Annotated in this window: 3 protein-coding genes and 1 pseudogene; 3 read left to right on the top strand and 1 reads right to left on the bottom strand. The window is 64.9% G+C overall.

The genetic code is table 11. The features are described 5' to 3' along the window. Positions 1-561 (bottom strand): annotated as a pseudogene (locus tag VN856_RS24930) (GGDEF domain-containing protein); the annotation flags it as partial. Between the two features lie 151 nt (positions 562-712). Between VN856_RS24930 and VN856_RS24925 the strand changes: the two are divergent. The 3 genes from VN856_RS24925 to VN856_RS24915 all read left to right on the top strand — a co-directional run. Beyond that, positions 713-1,696 (top strand): alpha/beta hydrolase, encoded by a 984-nt coding sequence (locus tag VN856_RS24925; protein ID WP_325694314.1) that lies wholly within the window; start codon positions 713-715, stop codon positions 1,694-1,696. Positions 1,697-1,698: 2 nt separating this feature from the next. Next, positions 1,699-2,547 (top strand): SDR family NAD(P)-dependent oxidoreductase, encoded by an 849-nt coding sequence (locus tag VN856_RS24920; protein WP_325694313.1) that lies wholly within the window; start codon positions 1,699-1,701, stop codon positions 2,545-2,547. A 25-nt stretch (positions 2,548-2,572) separates the two neighbouring features. After that, the coding region (locus tag VN856_RS24915; RefSeq protein ID WP_325694311.1) for a ferritin-like domain-containing protein at positions 2,573-3,303 on the top strand (731 nt) is incomplete at its 3' end.

Raw genomic sequence — 3,303 nt, 5'->3', positions numbered from 1 at the left:
AAGCGCATGAACCAGCCATTGCACCGCAAACGGAAACGCCACATTGAGCACCAGGACGAGCACGAACGCGCAGCCCGCCACCACAATGTCGTAGTAGCGGATCAGGCGGTCCACGAGCACCAGGGCAGTAGCCATGGCGATCGCGAAGTTGGCCATCATGTACTGCGCGGTGTGGAAGAACGCGATGTAGCCACCGAGCACCGCAAACGCGCAGGAACCCAGCAACCCGGCAAGCGGGTCGCCTTGCACGAGGCAGGCTGCCGCGATGAAGCCGCTGCCGATGAGGGCGTAGAGGACGGATTGCCCGCGGGTGGGCCAGCGGATCAACCACAACAGCGCCACCGTCACGCCGAAGGCGCTGGCAAGCGGCGCCACGAACGCGGCGGCTGGGTAATGCGGCAGGGTCGGCCCGACTAACACCACAGCCGGAACCACAGCGATCGACGCGATGACTGCTGCGATCATTGCCCGCCATACCGGCCGGATGCCCTGGGTGTTCAAGTACAGAGTTAGCCAGTCGAAGTGGTCGCCTTGGCGCCACCACCGCCCAACAACGTTCACGTGCGCACCCCCGGCTGCGGTTGACAGCACGTCCCATGCTCTCAGATGCTGCGCGGCTCGGCTGAATAGTCCGCGATAGCGTTTTGCTGACCGCGCGACACACTGAACGTTGCCATTGACGAATGTCACCATTTTGTGTTGACTCATTCGCATGACGGAGTCAGTGCCGACCCGTGGATCGCTGCGATCCCGTTCCGCAGCCCTGCTGAGCATGGCGACATTGCGACAGGTCAGCGCGGTTCTACCGCCCGAGCAACCCTGGGGATTGTGGGCGTCACGACGGATCGTGTCCGGCATCATGGATACCTTCGGACCATCGCTGGTCGGGGCCCGGATCGAGCCGGTTGACGTACACCACGACGGACGTCGCGTGGTCGGTGAGTGGGTGCGTGCGCCCGGTGTACCTGCCGTAGCCGGCGCCATCTACTTCGTCCACGGCAGCGGCTTTGCGTTGTGCTCGCCGCGCACCCACCGCCGACTGACGTCGTGGTTGTCGCGGCTGACTGGTCTGCCGGTGTTCGCCGTCGACTACCGCTTGGCCCCGCGACACCGCTTCCCGACCGCGGCCGATGACGTGCGTGCCGGCTGGGACTGGCTCACCAGCCAGGTGCCGCCGAACCGCGTGGTGATCGCCGGCGATTCGGCAGGCGGCCATCTCTCGGTGGATCTGCTGCTGCAGCCCGACGTGGCAGCCAACGGCCCTGCGGCGCTCGCGTTGTTCTCGCCGCTGATCGACCTGACCCTCGAGCTTGCCCGTGCGCGTGAGGATTTGCGACGCGACCCGGCGATCCGCGCCGACGATGCGGCGCGCCTGGTCGCGCTGTACAGCACTGGTGTCGATCCCGCGCACCGGCGGCTGAAGCTCGATGTCGCCGGCGGACCGCCGTTACCCCCGACACTGATCCAGGCCGGCGGCGCCGAAATGCTGCTGGCCGATGCCCGGCATCTGGCCGCCGACATCCGCGCCGGCGGCGGCCGTTGCACTTTGCAGGTTTGGCCGGACCAGGTCCACGTGTTCCAGGCGCTGCCCAGGCTGTCGCCAGAAGCCGTCAAGGCCATGAAGCACGTCGCACGTTTCATCGACACCTCGATGCGAGACAACGGTATTGAGGCCATATCAGGGAAGGCGGGCTGAGAATGATCGGGCCGTTTGGAAAATCGCCCAAGGTGAGCCACCACGCACGAGCGGTGGTGACCGGTGCCGGCAGCGGCATCGGCGCAGCGTTCGCGATCGAACTGGCCCGCCGTGGCAGTCGAGTTGTCTGCAGCGATATCGATGAAGTCGCCGCCAAGAGAACCGTGAGCGCGATCGCCGACATCGGCGGCGAGGCGGTCGCAATCACCTGCGACGTAACCCAACTCGACGAGGTTGTCGATCTGGCCACGCAGTCGCAATCCTGGTTCGGCGCCGCGCCCACGCTGGTGATCAACAACGCCGGCGTCGGCTCCGGCGGAGCCCCGATCGGCGAACTCCCCATCGAGGACTGGCAGTGGGTGCTGGGCATCAACCTGTGGGGACCCATTCATGGCTGCCATGTCTTCGCGCCGATCCTGCGGACAGCCGACCCTTCGAATGCACCGCGCGGGATCATCAACGTCGCCTCCGCCGCGGCATTCGGCGCCGCGCCCAGCATGGCGGCCTACAACGTCAGCAAGGCCGGTACGCTGTCGCTCTCGGAAACCCTGGCCGCCGAATTGTCTGGCAGCGGAGTCAAAGTCACCGCCCTGTGCCCGACCTTCGTCAAGACCAACATCCTCGAGTCAGGCCGCATCTCCTCCGAGACGAATCAGTTCGCGCACAGAATCATGCGCTGGACTGGCGTCTCAGCGGACAAAGTGGCGCAGACCTGCCTGGACGCCCACGATCGCGGCGACCTGTACTGCATGCCGCAACTCGAAGCCAAGATCGGCTGGAATATCAAACGCTTGATACCCGGTACCTACACCCGCGCCATCGGCCTGGTGTCCAGGGCCGCCCCGCTCTGAAGAATCCCATCCTAAGGAGGATCCGATGGCTATCGACATGGAAGCAATGCTGGCCAAGATCAAAGACCGCCAATGGGCGCTGGCCGACATCGACTGGGACGCACCGGGCGCCGAGATGATCACCGATGAGCAGCGCCCACAGCTCAAGGCGTTCATGGCCGACCTGTGCTGGATCGAGAACATCGGCGCCCGCGGGTTCGCGGCGCTGGCGAAGAAGGCCCCCACACCAACCATCGGTGAGATCTACCGCTACTTCCACGCCGAGGAGCAGCGCCACGCGAACGCCGAACTGGCGTTGATGAAACGTTGGGGCATGCTCGAGGACGGCGAGGTTCCCGAGCCGAACGTGAACATCCGGCTGGCCATTGACTGGCTGGACCGGTGGGCCGACGACATGCCGCTGTCTCTGCTCGGCACCGTCATCCCCATGCTCGAAGTCGCGCTGGACGGCGCCCTGTTGAAGTTCCTTCTCGACGAGGTGCACGACCCGGTGTGCCATCAGGTCTTCGAGAAGATCAACAACGACGAATCCCGGCACCTCGTCGTCGATTTCGAGGTGCTCGACATGATCGGGCACGCGAAGATCCGGCGGCTGCTAATCGACTTCGTCGGCCACAACGCCACCCCTGGACTCATCATCGGCGCGGTCATGGCTGCACCGTTGATCAACAGGATCCGCAACGAGATCACCGCTATGGGCATGGAGCCCGAGCGACTCTACAAGGCAGTCAAGCGATTCAAAGAGCTCGGCGATCG

The sequence above is a fragment of the Mycobacterium sp. genome (assembly GCF_035603715.1).
In the GTDB taxonomy this organism is placed as follows: Bacteria; Actinomycetota; Actinomycetes; order Mycobacteriales; family Mycobacteriaceae; genus Mycobacterium.
The sequence above is the reverse complement of the archived record's forward strand: the minus strand, read 5'-3'. Positions and strand labels throughout refer to the sequence as shown.

Coding starts and splice junctions, on each gene's coding strand:
- VN856_RS24925 (WP_325694314.1), top strand. CDS start 713: ATGACGGAGTCAGTGCCGACCCGTGGATCGCTGCGATCCCGTTCCGCA.
- VN856_RS24920 (WP_325694313.1), top strand. CDS start 1,699: ATGATCGGGCCGTTTGGAAAATCGCCCAAGGTGAGCCACCACGCACGA.